This window comes from Methylobacterium sp. Leaf89, from assembly GCF_001422215.1.
Taxonomy (GTDB): domain Bacteria; phylum Pseudomonadota; class Alphaproteobacteria; order Rhizobiales; family Beijerinckiaceae; genus Methylobacterium.
Window position 1 is genome coordinate 147,883 of sequence record NZ_LMML01000027.1, and the last position, 19,893, is coordinate 167,775.

Sequence of the window (19,893 nt, forward strand, 5' to 3'; positions counted from 1 at the left end):
CTGTTTGTGGGGGTGCGTCGGGGTGGTGTGATGAGGGCGTCGGGTCTTCGTTTCTCCGAGGGTTTCGCCTTTGGCACTCGGTCATCCCGGGGCCGCGCAGCGGAGCCCGGAATCCAGAACCGCAGGGTTCATCGCGTCCGGCACCGTCGGCGGATCTGGATTCCGGGCTCGCCTTCGGCGCCCCGGAATGACGGGCTGTCAGGCCCCGATCCGTCGGGTCCGCCGGAGGTGGCTCCTCAATCGTCCAGCCCGGAACGCAGGGCGTCCATGGCGGCCAGCACGCCGCCACGGGTGTGGGGCACGGCGCCGGCCTTCAGGCCCATCTCGACGCCGGACAGGGCGGCCATCAGCATGAGATCGTTGGTCTCGCCGAGATGGCCGATGCGGAAGACCTTGCCGGCGACCTTCGCAAGGCCGGTGCCGAGGGACAGGTCGTACTTCTCCAGGATCAGGGTACGCAGGGCGTCGGCGTCGTGGCCCTCCGGCATCACCACGGCGGTGAGCACCGGCGAGTACTCCGACGGCTCCTGGCACAGGACCTCCAGGCCCCAGGCCTCCACGGCGGCGCGGGTCGCGGCGGCGAGGCGCTGGTGACGGGCGAAGACCTGGGGCAGGCCCTCCTCCCTCAGGATGGCGATGGCCTCGCGCAGGCCGTAGAGCAGGTTGGTCGCCGGCGTGTAGGGGAAGTAGCCCGCCGCGTTCGGCTTCAGCATCTCCTGCCAGTCCCAGTAGGAGCGTGGCAGGGTGGCGGTCTTGGTGGCGGCGAGCGCCTTGTCCGAGAGCGCGACGAGGCCGAGGCCGGGGGGCAGCATCAAGCCCTTCTGCGAGCAGCTCACCGAGACGTCGACGCCCCAGGAATCGTGGGCGTACTCGGCCGAGCCGAGGCCCGAGATGGTGTCGACGAGGAAGAGGGCCGGATGATGGGCCCGGTCGATGGCCTTGCGGATCTCGGCGATGCGGCTGGTGACGCCGGTGGAGGTCTCGTTGTGGACCACCATCACGGCCTTGATCGACTTCGCCCGGTCCTCGGCCAGGATCGCCTCGACCCGGGCCGGGTCGACGCCCCGGCGCCAGTCGCCCGGCACGAACTCGACCTCGATGCCCCAGCGCGCCGCCATCTGGCGCCACAGGGTGGCGAAGTGGCCGGTCTCGAACATCAGCACCCGGTCGCCGGCCGAGAGGGTGTTGACGATGGCGGCCTCCCAGGCCCCGGTGCCCGAGCCGGGATACAGGATCACCGGCGCGCGGGTCTGGAACACGGCCTGCGCGCCCTCCAGCACCGCCCGCCCGAGCTTGGCGAAATCGGGACCGCGATGGTCGATCACCGGCATGTCCATGGCGCGCAGGACGCGCTCGGGCACCGGGCTCGGGCCCGGGATGTGCAGGAAATGGCGTCCGGTCCGTGTCGTCATGGGGGCCTCGCAGGCTTTGAGGTGCGCCAGACGAAGCTGGCAGGTCGCGGGACGGGGGCAGCACGGTCGCGTCGAAGGGCGAGCAGCGCTGGATTGTCGTCGATACGATCCGCGTCCGGTTGAATCGACCAAAAATTTGCATTCATTTTTGCGCGACACAAGCATTATTTTGCGCTCGATCGCCCTCGACCGCGGCGCGACCGGCTGATATTTCTGGAACGATGATGCTCGATTCCGTCCCGGATTCCACGGTCGACCCGGAGGCCGCATCCCCGCCCCGGATCGCGGGCGCGGGGGTCGCCTCGCTGCACGGGACCTTGCTGGCGCAGCTTCGCGACTACGTGGTCGAGGGCAACCTCGCCCCCGGGGCGCGCGTGCCAGAACGCCTCCTCTGCGAACGCTTCGGCATCTCTCGCACCCCCCTGCGGGAAGCCCTGAAGGTGCTGGCCTCCGAGGGGCTGATCGACCTGCTGCCGAACCGGGGCGCGCGGGTCCGCCAGCTCGGCCCCGACGAGATGGTGGCACTGTTCGACGTCATGGGCGGTCTCGAGGCCCTGGCCGGCCGCCTCGCCTGCGAGAAGATCACCGAGGCGGGCTTTGCCGAGATCGAACGCCTGCACCACGAAATGTACGCGGCCTATCTCCGCCGCGACCTGCACGGTTACTTCGCCGGCAACCAGGCGATCCACGACCGGATCGTGGAGGCCGCCGACAACGAGCCCCTGCGGACGACCTACGCGAATTTCGCCGGGCGCCTGCGCCGGGTGCGCTACGCGGCCAATCTCGACAAGGACCGCGACCGCTGGGGCGAGGCCATGCGCGAGCACGAGGAGATCCTCGACGCGCTGCGGCGCCGGGCGGGACCGGAGCTCAGCGACATCCTGTTCCGTCACCTGCGCAACAAGCGCCGCGCGGCTGCCGTACGGGAGACCGCGACGGCCGGTGCCTGATGGCCATGATGGGGTCCACGCCGAGTTCTTCGCCGGATCTCGGCGAAGCCGATCAGCCGGCGTGCGCCGACAGGCGCTCGGCCTCGGCGCGGATCACCTCGGCCGCTCGCAGGATGCTGGGCTCGTCCACCTCGAGATGGGTCGTGGCGCGGATCTGATGGGCTCCGATCGCCCGCACCCGGACACCTTCTGCGAGGCAGGCCTGGGCGAAGGCGGCGGCCGTGACGCCGAGGGGCTCCACCGAGAAGCACAGGATGTTGGACTGGGCCGCACCTTCGTCGATGGCGAGGCCGGGCGCCCCCGCGATCCGGTCGCGCAGCAGGGCCGCGTGGGCGTTGTCGCGGACGAGCTGGTCGACGTGGTGATCGAGGGCGTAGAGGCCGGCGGCCGCCAGGATCCCGGACTGGCGCATGGCTCCGCCCAGGCGGTACTTCCAGCGCCAGGCCTCGGCAATGAACGCCCGCGTCCCGCACAGGACGGCCCCGACCGGGCAGCCGAGGCCCTTGCTGAGATCGATCCAGGCGCTGTCGAAGCCCTGGGCGTAGTCCTTCGCGGCGATGCCGGTGGCCGCCACCGCATTGAGGAGACGGGCCCCGTCGATATGCGCCCGCAGGCCCCGCTCATGGGCGATGTCGCGGATGCGCCGCATGTCCGGGAGCGCCCAGACCGAACCGCCGGAGAAGCTCGTCGTCTGCTCGATCGAGACCAGGGCGGAGCGCGGCGCCGTGCGGGCGGACGGGCGGATGGCCGCCGCGAAGGCCTCGGGCGTGTAGACACCCGCCGGGGTCTTCAGGGCCATCACGGAGACGCCGCCGATGGCCGCCGAGCCGGCGGCCTCGGTGTTGTAGATGTGGGACTGGTCGTCCACGATGATCTCGTCGCCGGGCCGGGTCTGCACCAGGATCGCCACCAGATTGCACATCGTGCCGGACGGCATGAAGACGCCCGCCTCCTGGCCGAGCAGGTCCGCCACCCGTTCGCAGAGCGCCAGGGTCGTGGGGTCGGAATCCGACTGCTCATCCCCCACCTCGGCCCGCACCATGGCGTCCCGCATCCCCGTCGTGGGCCGCGTCTGGGTGTCGCTGAACAGGTCGATCATCTTGCAAGCCCGTTTGCATTCAAAATATCACCGGTATCTTAGCTCCGGCGACCGAGACCGCCACCCCATCCGGCGGCCGCAGCCCGGCATTCCGATCCGGATGCCCATCCGCAACGCGAGGACGATGACGCATGACCGCCACGGCTGAACCATCGACCACGCCGCGGGCGGCGAACCTCACGCCCCGCGCGGCCACTCGACTGAATGCCGGGCTCGCCCGGCGGCTGGCCGAGGCCCTGCAGGGCGAGGCCCGCTTCGATCCCTTCACCCGGGGACGCTACGCCACCGACGCCTCGATCTACCAGATCGTGCCGGCCGGCGTGGTGCTGCCGCGCTCGGCCGCCGACATCGCCGCGACCCTGAAGATCGCCGCCGAGCACGACGTGCCCGTCATCCTGCGCGGCGGCGGTACCTCGCAGAACGGCCAGCCGATCGGGCACGGCCTCGTGGTCGATTGCTCGCGCCACTTCAACGGCATCACCGCCTACGATCCGCAAGCGGGCACCATCACCGTCGAGCCCGGCATGGTGCTGGAACGCCTGAACACCCGGGTGAAGCCGGACGGCTGGTTCTTCCCCGTCGAGCCCTCCACCGCCACCCGCTGCACCATCGGCGGCATGGCCGGCAACAATTCCTGCGGCGCGCGCTCGCTCCGCTTCGGCAAGATGAGCGACAACGTCCTGGCCATGGAGGCGCTGTTCCCCGACGGCACCGCCTTCGGCTTCGGTCTCACGGGCCACGACAGCACCGGGGTCACGGGCCCGGACCGGGCCACGCACCTCGCCGCCGCGATGCGCGCGCTCGCCGAGGCGGAGCGCGACGAGATCCTGGCCCGGTATCCGCGGGTGCAGCGGCGGGTCGGCGGCTACAACCTCGACGCCCTGATCGAGGCGCGGCCGAACCTCGCCCACCTCCTCGTCGGCTCCGAGGGCACCCTGGCGGCCACCACCGGCGTCACCCTGAAGCTCTCCCGGCTGCCCGCCCACCGGGTCATGGGCGTCTGCCACTTCCCGTCCTTCCGCGCCGCCATGGAAACCACGAAGGCGCTGGTCGACCTCGATCCCGTGGCGGTGGAACTCGTCGACAACAACGTGCTGGTCCTCGGGGCCGACATCCCGCTGTTCCGCACCACTCTGGCCGACATCACCCGCGGCACGCCGAACTGCCTGCTGCTGGTGGAATTCGCCGGTGACGACCGCGACGCGCTGCTGGCCGACCTCGTGCGCCTCGACGCCTGCATGAGCGACCACGGATTCCAGAACGCCGTGGTGAAGGTGCCCGAGCCCGTCCGGCAGAAGTCGGTCTGGGAGGTGCGCGAGGCCTGCCTCAACATCATGATGTCGATGAAGGGCGACGCCAAGCCGGTCTCCTTCATCGAGGACTGCGCGGTGCCGCTGGAGCACCTGGCCGACTATACCGACGCCGTCACCGAGGTCTTCACCCGCCACGGCACCCGCGGCACCTGGTACGCCCACGCCTCGGTGGGCTGCCTGCATGTCCGCCCGATCCTCGACATGAAGCAGGGCGGCGACGTCGCCAAGATGCGGGCCATCGCCGAGGAGGCGAGCGAGGCCGTACGCCGCTTCAAGGGCTCCTACTCGGGCGAGCACGGCGACGGCATCTCGCGCTCGGAATACATCGCGCCGATGTTCGGGGCGCGCCTGACCCGCGCCTTCGAGGCAGTGAAGGACGGCTTCGATCCGGACAACCGCCTCAACCCCGGCAAGATCGTCCGGCCGCTGCGCATGGACGACCGCGCGCTGCTGCGCTTCCAGCCGGGCTACGCCGTGACCGAGCCCACCGTACCCGCCCTCGACTGGTCCGATTGGGGCGGCTTCGGCCCCGCCGTCGAGATGTGCAACAACAACGGCACCTGCCGGAAGCTCGCCGGCGGCGCCATGTGCCCGTCCTACCGCGTCACCAAGGAGGAACAGCACCTGACCCGGGGCCGGGCCAACTCCCTGCGGCTCGCCATCTCGGGCCAGCTCGGGCCGGACGCCTTCACCAGCCCGGAGATGAAGCGGACCCTGGACCTCTGCGTCTCCTGCAAGGCCTGCCGGCGCGAATGCCCCACCGGCGTCGACATGGCCAAGATGAAGATCGAGTTCCTGCACCATTACCACGCCCGGCACGGCCTGCCGCTGAAGGAGCGCCTGGTGGCGGCCCTCCCGCTCTACGCCGGCACGGCGGCGCGGCTGGCGCCGCTTCTCAACCTGCGCGACCGCCTGCCGGCCCTGGCCCGCCTGTCCGAGCGCTGGGTCGGCCTTTCGGCCCGCCGGACCCTGCCGCAATGGCGCCGGCCCTGGCGCGAAGCGGGCGAGCCCGCCCATCCCGCCGACGTCACCGGCGATTTCCGCGACGTCGTCCTGTTCGGCGACACCTTCAACCGGGCCTTCGAGCGCGAGAACCTGGAGGCGGCCGAGCGGGTGCTGGTCGCCGCCGGCTACCGCCTGCACCGGGTCTTCCCCCATCGCGGTCGCCGCCCCCTCTGCTGCGGACGGACCTACCTCGCCTCGGGCCAGACCGACCGGGCCCGGGCCGAGGCCCGGCGGACGCTGAGCGCGCTGCTGCCCTATGTCCGGGCCGGCGCCCGGATCGTCGGCCTCGAGCCGTCCTGCCTGCTGACCTTCCGCGACGAGTTCGCCTCGCTCCTGCCCGGCCCCGACGCCGCCGAACTCGGGCGCGCGAGCGTCCTGTTCGAGGAACTGCTCGCCGCCGACCTCAAGGCCGGTCGGATCGACCTGCCGCTCGCCGACCAGGGCGGCCGGGTCGCCCATCTCCACGGCCATTGCCACCAGAAGGCCTTCGCGGCCATGGGTGCGGTGGAGACGGTCCTGCGGGCGGTGCCCGGTCTCGACGTCCGCCCGATCGAGTCGAGCTGCTGCGGCATGGCCGGCGCCTTCGGCTACGGCGCCGAGACCATCGACGTGTCCCTGGCCATGGCCGAGCTGTCACTGTTCCCGGCCCTGCGCCAAGCCGGCCCGGACGATCTCGTGGTCGCCGACGGCACGAGCTGCCGCCATCAGATCCACGACGGCCTCGGCCTCACCGCACGTCACGTCGCGCGCGTTCTCGACGACGCCCTTGTGACCTCGACACGTCCTTCGCCCGCGTTGCGAAACGGAAAGCCGTTTTTGCCGCTGTAATACCAACGATGCGCGTGTGCCACGGCACGCCCATCCGCTTGCCATTTTAAATTTCGATCGTCATTTAAAAGGGGACGGGCCGGTGGATCGGACCCGCTGGGAGAGGGTCATGAGCCAAGCCATTCGCGAGCAAGCCGTTCGAAAGACGGCCATCGTCACCGGAGCCTCCTCCGGCATCGGTCTCGCCAGCGTCCGTGCCCTCCACAAGGCCGGCTATCGCGTGTTCGGGACGAGCCGACGCAGCAGCGCCGTCCTGGGCGATGCCGGCACCCTCCTGACCTGCGATCTGACCGACGAGGCGTCGGTCGCCGCGATGGTGAAGGTGGTGCTGGACGAGACCGGCCGGATCGACCTCCTCGTCAACAATGCCGGCTTCGGCATCAGCGGCGGGGCCGAGGAATCCTCGATCGCCCAGGCACAGGACCTGTTCGACGTGAACCTGTTCGGCGTGATCCGGGCGATCCGCGCGGTCATTCCGACGATGCGCGCGCAGAAGAACGGCCGCATCATCAACATCAGTTCCGTGCTCGGTCTGATTCCGGCCCCCTACATGGCGCTCTACGCTGCCAGCAAGCACGCGGTGGAAGGCTATTCGGAATCGCTCGACCACGAGGTCCGCAGTCAGGGTATCCGCGTCGTCTTGGTCGAGCCGGCCTATACCCGCACGGCCTTCGACCAGAACCTTCTCGTTCCCGATGCCCAGCTCGACCTGTACATCGAGGCCCGGGCCGGTGCCGACCGGACGATGCGGGCGGCCATGGTGACCGCCGACGCGCCGGAGATCGTGGCCGACGCCGTGCTCGCCGCGGCCGAGGCATCCGTGCCGCGGCGCCGCTACACCGCCGGCAAGGTCGCGCGCCAGATCAGTCTGCTTCGCCGATTCGCCCCCGCCCACCTCTTCGACAAGAGCCTGCGCAAGCAGATGCAGCTGACGAACTGAGGCGGCAGACTTTCCGCACCCGGCGCTCAGAACTCCATGCCGAACTTCACCCGGACGGTGTGCCGCTCAAACTGGTTCAGGCCGAGCGCGCGACCGGCCAGGCTCGGGTCGGCATCGCGGCCCCAGACCTGTCCGGCATACGCCACCGTGAGCCAGATCTTTTCGGTGAAGCGGTGGTGCAGGGCAGGGCCTACTAACAGGGCCTCACTCTCCAAGTCATTGAGAAACGTGCCGTTGTAGCCCCGCAAGTAGCGGATCTCGGGCCCGAGATAGGTGCTCTCCCCAACGCGGGCGACCAGGGCGTTCGACCAGAGGAAGGTCGATGAGCGGTAGCCCGGGGCGTCCGGGCCGCGCTGGCGACCGGCCGCCGGCTCGAAGCTGATGTTGCTGCCGTACCAGAGCTTGTTCGGCACGAGTTGCAGATCGAGCTGAAGCACGGTCTCCATGTCGAAGATGTCGGCACCATTTCCCTCGATGGGCAGGACGCGGGCGAAACGCGGACGAAGCTCAAGCGCGAGCCCGAGGGGCTGATCCTTGTCGCCCTTCAGGAACTGGTACTTCACCTCGACGGAGACGCCGTCGAACGTTCCGTAGGACTTGTCGTCGAGATCGACGATGTTGCGGACCTGACGAAAGGTGCCGAACGCGCCGAACTCGATGCTCAGGCGGTCGATCGGATCGAACTGGTAGCCGAGCTTGGTGTCGAGGACGCGGTAGTGGCCTCCGCCGGGGCCCGATAGCCGCTTGCCCAGGCGGGAAATCGTATCCACGACGACCTCCTGCTCGCCCTTCTCACCGGCATCGGAGCCTTCCGTGAAGCCGAAGAGATGCTCGGTGTCGACATCCTGAGACTTACCGTCGTCACCGCCGCCCTTACCGTCCCGTGTCTCCTTGTCCGCCTTGGCATCCTGGTGGCCCGCTTGCTTTTTCTGCGGTGGGGCCCCCTTTCGGGAGGGCGCTGACCGGCCATCCTTCGATGCCCAGACCGATGGTTTAGCGGTTGCGGGCTCATCCATTTCAGCGGCGCCAACGACTGTCGACGATAGAGCCAGGACCATACCCATGATGGGTATGATTGGACGCACGCAACTCCCAGTCATCAGGCAAGATCCTGCTTCGTCCCCCGACATGATGACTGGCGGACCCTCGTTATGACCTTAGACACGCCCGCGTTGATCCTGCCTGCTGCGAATGAGACACAGATCCAAGAAATGACGATACTGATGGATTAAGAACGCAGTTTCTTACGCGCAGGACGCCCGGAGGAGATCGCATCGGGAATTTACTGGATCCGCGTCTTCCGATCGGAACGGGCGCGGTGTGGGACGGTTTCCTCGACGCATCAGCCGGGAGATTGAACATGCGGATCATTGCGACAGCGTCGGCCCTCGCCCTCCTCACCTTCGGCAGCGTCGGAGCGGCCGAAGCCAAGGGCTGCATCAAGGGCGCGATCATCGGCGGAATCGCCGGCCACTACCTCGCCGAACGTGGGGTCGTCGGGGCGGTAGCGGGCTGCCTCGGCGGCCGATATCTGGCGAACCGTCAGGCGAAGCGGCAACGCGACATCGATTACGGTTCACGCGTGGAGCCCCGCGGCGCGGGTTATGGGCCGTCCCAGGGACCGGCGCGCCGCAACTACAGCTACTGACACGAGGCCGGGGCCATCGAGCTTAAGGCCTGCTAACCAGCGACGCGAACCGCAGCGGGGCAACGGGGCGCGTCGCCATCCAGAGAACGTGGCGCGGTCCGTCAGCCCCGCCGTTCGCGCGGATGCGGAATTCATCGACGGCAAAGCCATGCAGGCGTAGGCGCGCCTTGAAACGTCGGTCGGGTTTACCGGACCAGACCGCGAGGATGCCGTCGCTCCGAAGGGCGTAGTGTGCCCGCTTCAAACCCCAGGCATCGTACAGGCGGTCGTTCTCCCGTCGTGTCATGCCGGACGGACCGTTATCGACATCCAGCAGAATTGCATCGAAGCGCTCGGGTCCCGATTGGATCAGGCGATTGACGTCGGTCTCGACGATCTCGACTCGTGAGTCGTCGAGACTGTCACCGAAGAGATGGGCGAGGGGACCTCGTGCCCAGGCGACGACAGCCGGAATCAGTTCGGCGACCACGATCTTCGCGTCAGGTCCGAGGGCACTCAGGGCAGCGCGCAGGGTGAAGCCCATGCCGAGTCCGCCGATCAGGATGCGTGGCGCCGCGCGACCAGCGAGTCGTTCACAGGGGATGGTCGCGAGAGCCTGCTCCGAGCCGCGATCGAGGTTCGTCATGAGTTCCGCTTTCCCGACCTGGATCGAGTAGGCGTCTCCCTGGCGCAGGAGATTCAGCGGAGCGGAACTACCGGGAATGATGCTGGTGTCACAGAGGACCCAGGGGGGTGACGACATCGGCGCTGGACTCCCTCCGCGACATCGTACGGACGCGGCTGCCACCGCCTCATCCGAAATCTCGCGAAGGTCAACCTCGGTAGCGGCCCTGCGTTTCTCCATCGGAGAGGCTTCGTACACCCCGAAGCGTTCGATCGAGGGGACGGATCCAGCACGATCCTGAAACCCGGCTCGCGGATAGGTCTCCCCGGCGGCAGGATTCAGATCAGGGCGCCGGACTGCGCCGGTGCAGCGGCGCGGGTGGCCTCCGTGCCAGCATTCGGGGCTTCCGCAGCTTTGGCCGGGGAGAGCACGACACCGGCCCGTCGCTCCAAGGTGGCGACGGTGCGGAAGGCAAGGGCGATCCCGGCGAGACCGAACAGGACGGAGCCGAGGCCGACCCCGGCGATGACGCCTTTGGGACCGTAGAAATGCGCGCCGATGAGGGCTGGCGGTACGGTGCCCAGGGTGGCGCGTCCCCAGTTCAGGGCGGTGGAATAGAATGGAAACCCAAGATTGTTGAAGGAGGCGTTGGCCAGGAACAGCAGCCCGGTGAAGAACCAGACGCCACCACTAACGAGACAGAAGAACCCGAACAGGTCGGCCGCAACGCCCTCAAGCGCAAAGAGGCGTGTCAGAGAGTCGGCTCCCAGGATCAGGGCTGTCCAGACCACCAGAACGTAGACGGCGGTGACCAGCGTGCCATCGCGCAGAACGCCGCGCATGCGATCGAACCGGGCCGCACCCCAGTTCTGACCCAGGATCGGTCCAATCGAGCCAGACATGGCGAAGAGGCCGCCGAACGCCACCGGAGTCAGGCGGTCGACCACCACGTTGCCAGCCACCGCGACTGCGCCGAATTGCGCGAGCGCGTGGGCGATGAAGGCGCTCGCCACCGAGGGCGCGAGATTCGTCAATACCGCCGGCAGGGCGATCCGCATCACGACGGGCGCGTCCGCGATGACGTCGGCGAGCTTCGGTCGCGCGAGCATCCGGTACTGACGCACACCCCACAGGCCGATGATCGCAAAGGTGGCGCGGGCAAAGCAGGTCGTGATGGCCGCCCCGTCGACGCCGAGGCCAGCACCGAAGATCAGCAGTGGGTCGAGTCCGGCGGTGACGATGGCGCCGCCAAGGGTCACGTACATGGCCTGACGCGCAGCCCCGACCGCTCGCAGCAGGCCGGAGAACATCATGCCAGGCCCCATCAGCAGGTTGGAGGGCAGCGTGATCCAGAGAAAGCGTGTCGCCACCGGAAGAGTCTCGGCGTCGGCACCGATCCAGCCCAGGAAGGTAGGCAGGCATGGCAGCATCGCCACGACGAGGACGCCGGAGACGACGATTCCCTGGAGGGTCCCGGAGGTGGCGAGGCGCCGCGCGCCCTCCTCATCACCGGCCCCAATGGCTCGCGAAACGAGAGCACCAGCCGCGATCATCAGGCCGATATTGATGGCGATGGCGAAGAACTGGACGATGGTGGCAAAGCCAACCGCCGCCGTCAGCGTCGGCTCTCCGAGCTTGGAGACGTAGAGCAAGGACAGGAAGTCGACGACGAAGATCGCCATCAGTCCGATTGAACCAGTGGCGCTCATGGTCACCACGTGGCGCAGAATGGATCCCTCGACGAACCGCGCCGATCCGGATGTCACCTCAGGCATCCGTCCGGGATTCCTGCTGCCGGCTTTGGAAGGCTTCATCGGTCTCGAGGGTGCGGGTCGCCGCCTCTCGCCTCTGGGATCCAATGATGTCGCGCGTCTCCGCATTGAGTGCACGGGAAGGCCGCTTCGGCTCCGTCAGCGGCTCCGGCTTGATCTCGTTGAGGCCGCGGGCCCAGCTCATGGTGTCCGGCAGCGCGCCCGCCTGCTGAAGTACGAGGCGTGCGACGTCGCGCTTGCGCACGTCCTCGGCGGTGGCGGCGGCCGCCTCCGTGCTGAGACCGAGACCTTCCAGGGTCGCCCGACCGAAGGCGAGGGCGGAGTCGACCGTTTCGCGGAGCTGGAAGTCGACGTCCCGGTTCATCAGCTCGACGGCATGCATGCGATCGAAGGCCCGCACATAGGTGCGCACGCTCGCGAATTCCTCGTGGACGATATCGACGATCTTCAGGGCGGCCTCGCTGTCGTCGACGCAGATGCAGACGAGTTCGGCCCGGCCGATGCCGGCGGCGCGCAGCACATCGAGGCGGGTCCCGTCTCCGTAATAGATGCGGAATCCGAAACGGGCGGCACTGCGGATCTGCTCCACATCCTTGTCGATCACCGTGACGCTGATGCCCTCGGCGAGCAGCACCTGTGTGAGAATCTGTCCGAAGCGGCCGAAGCCGATGACGAGGACGCGGGCCTCGGTGCTCTCGATGGCCTCCGGCAGCGCCTCGGGCCCTTCGGGACGTCGGGCAAGCAGGGCGTCCAGAGCCTTCGCCGCCACTGGACCGACCAGCATGGTCAGTGCCGCGAGCGCCACCGCAAAGCGTGTGCTCGCAGAATCCACGAGGCCGAGTTCGCCGCCCGCCGGCAACAGCACGAAGGCGAATTCTCCCGCCGGCGCCAGGATGGCTCCACCGCGCACCGCATCGAGCCAGGGCGAGCCGAACAGGCGGAACAGGCCCGCCACCACAGCGACCTTGAGCAGGATCGCACCGGCTGTTGCCCCCAGCAGGGTCGGCCATTCGGCCTTGAGCAAGCCGCCATCGATCGACATGCCCACGCTCATGAAGAACAGGCCGAGCAGCATGCCGCGGAACGGCTCGATGTCGGCCTCAAGCTGATGGCGGAAGTTGGACTCGGCCAGAAGCACGCCTGCCAGAAATGCGCCCATCGCCATCGACAGGCCGACATGCTCCATCAGCATTGCGGTGCCGAGCACCACGAGAAGGGCCGCGGCCGTCATGACCTCGCGGGCGCCACTGGCCGCCAAGAGGCCGAAGAACGGATTGAGGCCGTAGCGCCCGACCAACACCACGGCAAGGATCGCCGCGCCCACCGTACCGGTGGATTGCAGGGCTGAAAGGAGCCATCCATCGCCGCCGCCCGTGCCGGATGAGGCGACCAGCGGCATCAGCGCCAGGATCGCGACCACGGAGATGTCCTGAAACAGCAGCACCGCGAAGGCCCGCCCGCCATAGGGCGTCCCCATATCGCCGCGCTCTTCCAGCAATTGGAGCGCGACGGCTGTGGCCGAGAGGGCGAGCGCGATGCCGATCACGAGGCTCGCCGAGGGCTTGGCCCCCATCAGGATTCCGACGCCTGCCAGAGCTGCCGAGCAGACGACGAGCTGGGCAGTGCCGAGGCCGAAGATGTCCCGTCGCATCGAGACGAGTCGCGAGATCTGGAGTTCGAGCCCGACGATGAAGAGCAGCAGCACAACGCCGAGTTCGGCGACGCTCGCCGCCGTCTCGGGCTCCGCGATCAGCGAGAAACCGAAGGGCCCGATGACCACACCGGCGACGAGGTAGCCGAGCACGGCGCTCTGACCGATGAGGCGGAAGATCGGCACGCCGATCACCGCCGCCGACAGGAACGTCAGCACGGGAGGCAGGAAGCTGACGTGGGTCGTGGCGCTTGCCATGAAAATCCGAGGTTGGATGCGAATCCAAGACGGCGATGGCCGACCCCGCTCGGAACGATCCAAGCGTGCCAGGCGGGTCCGTCTTAACCAGCGGGAGCCCAGCCGTCACGTTAGGGGAAGGAGGAAGCTCCCCGCAAACAACCCGAAGGGTCTCCCACAGTGCGAATCGGCACCTTCCTGGATCCGGCGTCAGTCGCATCGCGGCGGCCATTGTCCGCGCGGAACGCGCCGGCCCGCCCGGCGCTCGTTTCGGCGGCCGATCAGGAAACACGACGCATCGCCTTCAAGCGGCAGGATCTCGGAATCCAGTACGTCCTGGCGGCTGAGCCCGATGTCCCGGAGTTCGCGATCCGACATCACCGATAGCTGTCGGACGACCCGCCGATTGATCGCAGAGCGGGAAATTCCGGAAGCCGCAGCGGCGAATATGGCGCCCAACCGCGCCGTAGCCACCGCCATGACGGTCCGGGTCCTACCAGCGGTGACAGGCCCAGCGATGGTCGTACGGAAGCCGTCCATGATGCGCGTCCTTTGTTCGAAGCGCGTGGCGATGCCGCGACTCTGCGTGGAAGAGGATGGGCACGACAGGGACAGTCCAGTACGGTTGGGATGAATTGTCCGGGACAAGGATCAGGACAGATGAAGACGTTCCCCTCGTCGAAGCGCTCTTTGGTCGAGACGGTGGCGGGGGCGATCACGGATCGGATCGACAGCCGCCAGCTCATGCCCGGCGCACGCCTCCCCTCGGTCCGCGCCTTCGCTGAAGCCATGGGAGTCTCGAAGTCCACTGTCGTCGAGGCCTACGACCGGCTCGGGGCCGAGGGCGCGATCGTGGCGCGGCGCGGTTCGGGGTTCTACGTGGCGGGCAAGACCCGCCCGCTCTGCCTCAAGGCGGTGGGACTGCAGCTCGACCGAGCCGTGGATCCACTCTGGATCACCCGGCAATCCATGCAGGCCGGCCCGGACCTCGTGATGCCGGGCTCCGGCTGGCTGCCGTCGTCCTGGATGCCCGATGAGGCGATTCGGCGCGGCCTTCGTCAGCTCGCACGCGGTCCAGCAACCAACCTGGTCTCACACGATCAGCCCCTCGGCTTTCCACCCTTACGCGCCCAGATCGCCCGGCGGCTGGCGGAGAAGGGGGTCGAGGCCGGCGCCGATCAGGTGGTGCTGGTCGACTCGGCGACGCAGGCTCTCGACCTGCTCTGCCGATTCCTGCTCGAACCCGGCGATACCGTGCTGGTCGACGATCCTTGCTACTTCAATTATCACGGCCTCCTGCGGGCGCAGCGTGCCCGGGTCGTCGGCGTTTCGATGACCCCGAGCGGTCCTGATCTCGCTGCCCTCGCCGCGCACCTCGCCGAGCATCGGCCGCGCTTCTACGTCATCAATTCTGCGCTTCAGAACCCGACCGGCTCCACCCTGGCGCCAGCCATCACCCATCGCATCCTGAAGCTCGCCGAGGCGCACGATACGCTCATCATTGAGGATGATATCTTCGGGGATTTCGAGGGAAAGCCGTCTCCACGCCTCGCCGGTTTCGACGGGTTGGAGCGCGTCATTCAGATCGGCAGCTTCTCGAAAACGCTGTCGGCTGCCATCCGTTGCGGTTTCATCGCGCTGCGCGAGGACTGGGTGGAGCCTCTGATCGACCTCAAGCTGGCCATGAGTCTGGGGAACAGCCACCTGTCGGCGAGCCTGATGCACGCGCTCCTGACGGACGGCACGTACCGCCGGCACCTCGCCGAGGTCCGCGAGAAATTGGGACGGGCGATGGCGCCAGCTCTTCGGCGCCTCGAAGGATGCGGACTGACGGCGTGGCTGGAGCCGTCCGGGGGGTTCTTTCTGTGGATGCGTCTGCCGGACGGAATCGATTCGGCAGACGTTGCCCGGCGTGCCCTGGCACGCGGACTCGTGCTCGCACCGGGAGGCGCCTTCAGCCCCTCGTCGCTCGGCAACAGTTTCCTGCGCTTCAACGTCGCCCAGTGCACCGACCCACGTCTGATCCCCATGCTCGAGGCCGCCCTGAACGAGTGCGTGGCGGCGCGATCCGAGCCGGTGGGTTGACGGAAGGCTGGCGGAAAATTTTTTCCGGGTCCTGTGCGCCACGCGTACCCGCTTTCGCCGGACCGGAGGTGCCCGCAGGGGAGTTTTCCGTTATGACAGGTTGACAGGGGCGTCCCCGCCTCGCCACATCCCGGCTATCATGAGCGACGCGAATCTGACGACCTCCTCCGCCTCCGGTGACACGGGCAAGCCACCTCTGGAGATCCTGCTCTGTGCGCCGCGCGGTTTCTGCGCCGGTGTTGTGCGGGCGATCGACGTGGTGGAACGGGCACTCGCCATCTACGGACCTCCGGTCTACGTCCGTCATGAAATCGTCCACAACAAGTACGTGGTCGAGAGCCTGAAGCGGAAGGGCGCGGTGTTCGTCCGCGAGCTCGACGAGGTTCCCGACGGCTCTGCTCCGGTAATCTTCTCGGCTCACGGCGTCGCCAAGACGGTGCCACACAACGCTGATTCCCGCGGCCTCACTACCATCGATGCCACTTGCCCGCTGGTAACCAAGGTCCATCGCGAGGCGGAGATTCACCACAAGCGCGGCCGCCACGTGCTACTCGTCGGCCATTCCGGTCACCCTGAGGTGGTCGGCACCATGGGGCAGTTGCCGAAAGGCTCGATCACGCTGGTTGAGGACCTCGATCAGATCGCCGCCCTGGAGCCGGAAAACCGCGATAACCTCGCTTGGGTGACGCAGACGACCCTGTCGGTGGACGACACGCACCACATCGTCGAGGCGCTGAAGAAGAAGTTTCCGACGATCACCGGCCCGCACAAGGACGATATCTGCTACGCCACCACCAACCGCCAGGAGGCGGTGAAGCAGGTAGCGCCGCTCGTCGATGCGGTCATCGTGGTCGGTTCCTCAAACTCTTCGAACTCGCAGCGCCTGCGCGAGGTCGCCGAACGCGTCGGCTGCCCGATCACCCGCTTGGTGCTGCGGGCCGAGGAAATCGATTGGCCGGCCTTTGAGGGCATCCGCAAGCTCGGACTCACAGCTGGTGCCTCGGCACCGGAGGTGCTGGTGGAGGAGATCATCGACGCCTTCGCAGCGCGCTACACTGTGACGGTGGATACGGTTTCAACGGTGGTCGAGGACATGTCCTTCCCGTTGCCGCGCGAACTGCGCAGCGAAGCTGCCGAATAGGCAGACAGCGCTCCTGATAGACCTAGCTTCAGCAGGGGCGCCGTTCGGCGCCCCTGTCCATTTCGTCCCCGAAATTATCAAGCGAACGTGCCGTGGCAGTCTACACTGAGGTCTCCGACGCGGCGCTTACCGCCTTTCTCGCGGCCTACGACATCGGTACGCTGCTTTCCTACAAGGGCATCGCCGAGGGCGTGGAGAATACGAATTTCTATCTCCACACCACTGGCGGCTCGTTCATCCTGACTCTCTACGAGAAGCGCGTCCGAGCGGACGACCTGCCGTTCTTCCTCAACCTGATGGAGCACCTCGCCGCTCGCGGCCTCGCGTGCCCACAGCCGATCCGCGATCGCACCGGAGTTGCACTGGGTGAGCTCTGCGGCCGACCCGCAGTGATCGTGACCTTCCTCGACGGTGTCTCGGTGAAGCGTCCCGGCGTCGATCACTGCCATGCCCTCGGTCGGGCGCTCGCCGGGTTGCACGCGGCAGGTGCCGATTTCGGGATGCGGCGCGTCAACAATCTCTCGGTCGATGCATGGGAACCGCTCTTCCGTCTTTCGGAGCCTCAAGCGGACACCGTTTCACACGGCCTGACCGAACGGGTTCTCGGCGACCTCGCCGTGCTCCAGGCGTCGTGGCCCTTGGGTCTTCCGTCCGGCGTGATCCACGCCGACCTCTTCACCGACAACGTGTTCTTCATCGGCGATGAACTATCGGGGCTGATCGACTTTTATTTCGCCTGTACCGACGCCTTCGCTTACGATCTGGCCATCTGCCTCAACGCCTGGTGCTTCGAGGCGGACGGCAGCTTCCACCGCGACATGGGCGCGGCTCTGATCGCGGGCTACGAGGCGGTGCGCCCCTTGGTTTCGGCCGAGGTCACGGCCTTGCCGATCCTGTGCCGGGGCGCGGCCCTACGCTTCATGCTGACCCGACTCGTCGACTGGCTCAATGTGCCGACCGGCGCTCTGGTCCAGCCGAAGGATCCCCTGGAATACGACCTCCGGCTGACCTTCCATCGCACTGCGACGGATGCGCGGGATTACGGTTGGGCCGGCCCGGGACCGTCAGCCTAAGGGCCTCCCCGGACGTCTCATCTTGCCGGCGGATCCATGGCATCCGCCGGCGCATGGGTCAGATCACTTTGAGAAGAGCCTCGGCACCCGACAACTCGGTCTTGGCCGGGGAGTCCTCGACGTTGAGAACACGTACGACACCGTCCTCGACGAGCATGGCGTAGCGCTTCGAACGGGTACCGAGGCCGAACCCGGCACCGTCCATATCGAGCCCCATCGCCTTCGCGAACTCGGCATTGCCGTCAGCGAGAAACTCGAGGCCCTCGGCCCCACTCGCCTTCTGCCAGGCATCGAGCACGAACACGTCGTTGACCGAGGTGATCGCGATGGTGTCGATGCCCCGAGCCTTGATCTCGGCCTGCTTCTCCACGAAGCCGGGCAGGTGGTTGCGGTGACAGCTCGGCGTGAAGGCACCGGGGACCCCGACGAGGACAACGCGGCGGCCCTTGAAGAGGTCGTCGGTGGTCTTGGCTTCCGGGCCGTCCGCCCCACTCACGCGGAACGTGACCTGGGGGAGGTGGTCGCCAACCTGAATGGTCATCCGTCGTCTCCTGAAGATCGCTGGGGCATCCGAACCTTCGGATCCCTGATCACTGTCGCAGCGTCGTACCCGGTCGACACACTGGGCCCGCCCGTGAAAAATCGTCTAGCTTGCAGGGGTTAGCCTGTCGAGTTTCCACTGCCGCCGATGTGGCGGATATCCATCGGCGGAACGTGCCGTGCCCTGGACAAAGGCGCCTGCCCGCGTAGCATGCGCCAATGCAGCGTTCACAGGCCCGCACGGGCGATCCCGCCTATCTTGATGGTCAGTTTCTCGTCGCCATGCCGGGTCTGACGGATTCACGCTTCGCCCGGTCGGTCATTTATCTCTGCGCCCATTCGGCGGACGGAGCCATGGGGATCATTCTCAACAAGGCCGTCACTGACCTCAGTATGCCCGATCTGCTGATCCAGCTCGATATCGCGAGCGAGACCGATGCGATCCGGCTCCGCGAGCGCGTCGGGCACATGCCCGTGCTGATGGGCGGCCCGGTCGATGCCAAGCGTGGCTTCGTTCTCCACACTGACGATTTCCATATCGATCAGTCCACGCTGATCATCGATGATGGAATCTGCCTCACGGCGACAGTGGACATCCTACGGGCGATCGTGGCCGGAGACGGTCCGGCCAGTGCCGTCTTGGCCCTTGGCTATGCGGGATGGCAGGCGGGACAACTCGAGAACGAGATCCTGGCCAATGGCTGGCTGGTCTGCCCGGCCGACCCAGACATGATCTTCCACACGGCTCTCGAAGCCAAGTACGAGCGCACGTTGCGCAACAACGGCATCGATCTCGCGATGCTGTCGGTGAGCGCCGGCCATAGCTGAGGCTTCGCGCTACTGATCGGCGAACGGAGCGCCACCCGTATCCGGATTCATGCCCTCCACCGGCGGCTTGCGGCGCGGGCGTGGCGGGGATACCGAGGCGCTTGGTGACGCGGTGTTGGTGTTGACCCCGAGGCGGGTAGCGAGTGCCAAGGCCCGCGCTTCGGTGAAACGCAGGTTGCAGAAGCCATGCGCCCCTTCGCGAGCATAGGTTCGGCACATCTGCTCACGATCCGATGAGAAGGCCGCCTGTTCGGTGACCACGGGGCGAAGCTCGGGGCCGCGCAAGCGCTGGCTGATCAGCTTGTAATTCTCACGCACGGCCCGGTCGGCACCGCCGCGTGCTGCCTCGAACTCGCTCGCTCGTGCAACGAGCGTCGCGGCAGCCGGTCCCCACAGACCCGTTGGGGTCGTGGCGCAATCGGCCGCTGCGAAGGTGCAGACAGGACCGGACATCGATTGCACCAGGATGGCGCCATCGAGGACATCGAACCGAAGGGGACACTCGCCGCCGGTGACCTCGAAGCGGCCGACGCCTTCCGGGCGGCCCTCCGACGAGACCGCCAACGGCGCCCCCCCGTTCAACGGCACCTTGCAGGCTTCGACCGGCTGCGAAATCTTATTGCCCGGCAGGACGATGCGGGCCGTGGTGCCCGCTCCGGCCCGTTCCAGCTTCAGGCTGCCCGTGAGCCCGTTCAGCATCAACTCCTGGCCCATCAAGTTGTCCTCGGAGGGCGCTTTCAGGACGATGGGCTGACGGGGAACCGGGG

The 19,893-nt window shown here is 67.4% G+C and carries 17 protein-coding genes; 8 read left to right on the top strand and 9 right to left on the bottom strand.

Annotated elements, in window-relative coordinates; translation table 11 throughout:
* Positions 1-236: 236 nt before the first annotated feature.
* Complete coding sequence (locus ASF18_RS10860) at positions 237-1,412, bottom strand: aminotransferase class V-fold PLP-dependent enzyme (protein ID WP_056213781.1); 1,176 nt, start codon at positions 1,410-1,412, stop codon at positions 237-239.
* 221 nt (positions 1,413-1,633) lie between these two features.
* Here ASF18_RS10860 and ASF18_RS10865 point away from each other — a divergent pair, with 221 nt between their 5' ends.
* Positions 1,634-2,362 carry a GntR family transcriptional regulator gene (locus tag ASF18_RS10865; protein WP_056351477.1) on the top strand — a complete coding sequence of 243 codons (729 nt, stop codon included), beginning with the start codon at positions 1,634-1,636 and terminating at the stop codon, positions 2,360-2,362.
* A 52-nt stretch (positions 2,363-2,414) separates the two neighbouring features.
* On the opposite strand, the gene ASF18_RS10870 is transcribed toward ASF18_RS10865, so the two are convergent.
* The gene (locus ASF18_RS10870) at positions 2,415-3,461 is read right to left on the bottom strand and encodes a threonine aldolase family protein (protein ID WP_056351480.1); all 1,047 of its coding nucleotides are present in this window, start codon (positions 3,459-3,461) and stop codon (positions 2,415-2,417) included.
* A gap of 131 nt (positions 3,462-3,592) precedes the next feature.
* Here ASF18_RS10870 and ASF18_RS10875 point away from each other — a divergent pair, with 131 nt between their 5' ends.
* Both ASF18_RS10875 and ASF18_RS10880 read left to right on the top strand, forming a co-directional pair.
* Entirely contained in the window at positions 3,593-6,607 is a 3,015-nt protein-coding gene (locus ASF18_RS10875; RefSeq protein WP_056351483.1) for an FAD-binding and (Fe-S)-binding domain-containing protein, read from the top strand.
* A gap of 109 nt (positions 6,608-6,716) precedes the next feature.
* On the top strand, positions 6,717-7,547 hold the full coding sequence (locus tag ASF18_RS10880) for an oxidoreductase (protein WP_056351491.1): 831 nt from the start codon (positions 6,717-6,719) through the stop codon (positions 7,545-7,547).
* 26 nt (positions 7,548-7,573) lie between these two features.
* On the opposite strand, the gene ASF18_RS10885 is transcribed toward ASF18_RS10880, so the two are convergent.
* Entirely contained in the window at positions 7,574-8,611 is a 1,038-nt protein-coding gene (locus tag ASF18_RS10885; RefSeq protein WP_244472661.1) for a hypothetical protein, read from the bottom strand.
* 296 nt (positions 8,612-8,907) lie between these two features.
* On the opposite strand from ASF18_RS10885, the gene ASF18_RS10890 reads away from it, so the two are divergent.
* Positions 8,908-9,195, top strand: coding sequence for a hypothetical protein (locus ASF18_RS10890; RefSeq protein ID WP_056213765.1), 288 nt, complete (start codon positions 8,908-8,910; stop codon positions 9,193-9,195).
* A gap of 22 nt (positions 9,196-9,217) precedes the next feature.
* Here the strand turns inward: ASF18_RS10890 and ASF18_RS10895 are convergent, their stop codons facing one another.
* From ASF18_RS10895 to ASF18_RS23010, 4 genes are all read right to left on the bottom strand, one after another.
* Positions 9,218-9,937: a hypothetical protein gene (locus ASF18_RS10895; protein ID WP_056351495.1), complete on the bottom strand. Its 720-nt coding sequence runs from the start codon at positions 9,935-9,937 to the stop codon at positions 9,218-9,220.
* A 200-nt stretch (positions 9,938-10,137) separates the two neighbouring features.
* The gene (locus ASF18_RS10900; RefSeq protein ID WP_244472662.1) at positions 10,138-11,574 is read right to left on the bottom strand and encodes an MATE family efflux transporter; all 1,437 of its coding nucleotides are present in this window, start codon (positions 11,572-11,574) and stop codon (positions 10,138-10,140) included.
* Positions 11,567-13,480 carry a monovalent cation:proton antiporter-2 (CPA2) family protein gene (locus tag ASF18_RS10905; RefSeq protein ID WP_056274601.1) on the bottom strand — a complete coding sequence of 638 codons (1,914 nt, stop codon included), beginning with the start codon at positions 13,478-13,480 and terminating at the stop codon, positions 11,567-11,569. Before ASF18_RS10905 ends, ASF18_RS10900 begins: the two co-directional genes overlap by 8 nt.
* Before the next feature lie 189 nt (positions 13,481-13,669).
* Positions 13,670-13,939, bottom strand: a complete 270-nt coding sequence (locus tag ASF18_RS23010; RefSeq protein WP_082487418.1) for a DUF1127 domain-containing protein — start codon at positions 13,937-13,939, stop codon at positions 13,670-13,672.
* 180 nt (positions 13,940-14,119) lie between these two features.
* Here ASF18_RS23010 and ASF18_RS10910 point away from each other — a divergent pair, with 180 nt between their 5' ends.
* From ASF18_RS10910 to ASF18_RS10920, 3 genes are all read left to right on the top strand, one after another.
* A complete protein-coding gene (locus ASF18_RS10910) occupies positions 14,120-15,544 on the top strand; it encodes a PLP-dependent aminotransferase family protein (RefSeq protein ID WP_056351499.1) in 1,425 nt (474 codons plus the stop codon).
* Between the two features lie 139 nt (positions 15,545-15,683).
* A complete protein-coding gene (gene ispH / locus ASF18_RS10915; protein ID WP_056213754.1) occupies positions 15,684-16,685 on the top strand; it encodes a 4-hydroxy-3-methylbut-2-enyl diphosphate reductase in 1,002 nt (333 codons plus the stop codon).
* Between the two features lie 92 nt (positions 16,686-16,777).
* Positions 16,778-17,758, top strand: a complete 981-nt coding sequence (locus ASF18_RS10920; RefSeq protein WP_056351502.1) for a homoserine kinase — start codon at positions 16,778-16,780, stop codon at positions 17,756-17,758.
* A 58-nt stretch (positions 17,759-17,816) separates the two neighbouring features.
* On the opposite strand, the gene ASF18_RS10925 is transcribed toward ASF18_RS10920, so the two are convergent.
* Entirely contained in the window at positions 17,817-18,299 is a 483-nt protein-coding gene (locus ASF18_RS10925; protein ID WP_056351505.1) for a peroxiredoxin, read from the bottom strand.
* Positions 18,300-18,517: 218 nt separating this feature from the next.
* Here ASF18_RS10925 and ASF18_RS10930 point away from each other — a divergent pair, with 218 nt between their 5' ends.
* Entirely contained in the window at positions 18,518-19,126 is a 609-nt protein-coding gene (locus tag ASF18_RS10930; protein ID WP_056213748.1) for a YqgE/AlgH family protein, read from the top strand.
* Positions 19,127-19,135: 9 nt separating this feature from the next.
* On the opposite strand, the gene ASF18_RS10935 is transcribed toward ASF18_RS10930, so the two are convergent.
* Positions 19,136-19,843: a hypothetical protein gene (locus ASF18_RS10935; protein WP_348271395.1), complete on the bottom strand. Its 708-nt coding sequence runs from the start codon at positions 19,841-19,843 to the stop codon at positions 19,136-19,138.
* Between the last annotated feature and the right edge of the window lie 50 nt (positions 19,844-19,893).